Below are 417 nucleotides of genomic sequence, written 5' to 3' on the forward strand. Positions count from 1 at the left end.
GCGCCAGACTGCGCTTGCCACCCAGCCCACGTTCCCGCAGGCGAGCGAGGTTATCCTGCGCATCGTATTCGGGGCCGTAGATGATGCGCAGATACTCCCGGCCGCGCACCTTCAACGCCGGCTGGATCAGCCCCTTTTTGCCGCGGCTCACGAAGTCGCGCGGCTTGACGACCATGCCTTCCCCGCCCGAACCGGTCAGCGCCTCCCACCAGGCGATCGTTTCCGCGCACGCATTGGCGTCGGCCAGATCGAGCGTACGCCACCGCGTGCCGGTCACCACGCCATCGTCGGCAGTCAGACGGGCCGCAAGCGTCATGTGCCAGACGTGGTCCTTGTCGAACCAGACACGTCCTTCGCTGGCGAGTAGGTGGAACGGCGCGACCTTCAGGTCGTCCATGCCAGTGACCGGCCATACGT

General features: G+C 66.4%; 1 pseudogene. It reads right to left on the bottom strand.

Going from position 1 to position 417, the window contains the following annotated elements:
* Positions 1–397: pseudogene (locus EN780_RS38045) on the bottom strand (polynucleotide kinase-phosphatase); the annotation flags it as partial.
* Positions 398–417 lie beyond the last annotated feature (20 nt).

Source organism: Mesorhizobium sp. M4B.F.Ca.ET.089.01.1.1 (assembly GCF_004022605.1).
Lineage (GTDB): Bacteria > Pseudomonadota > Alphaproteobacteria > Rhizobiales > Rhizobiaceae > Mesorhizobium > Mesorhizobium abyssinicae.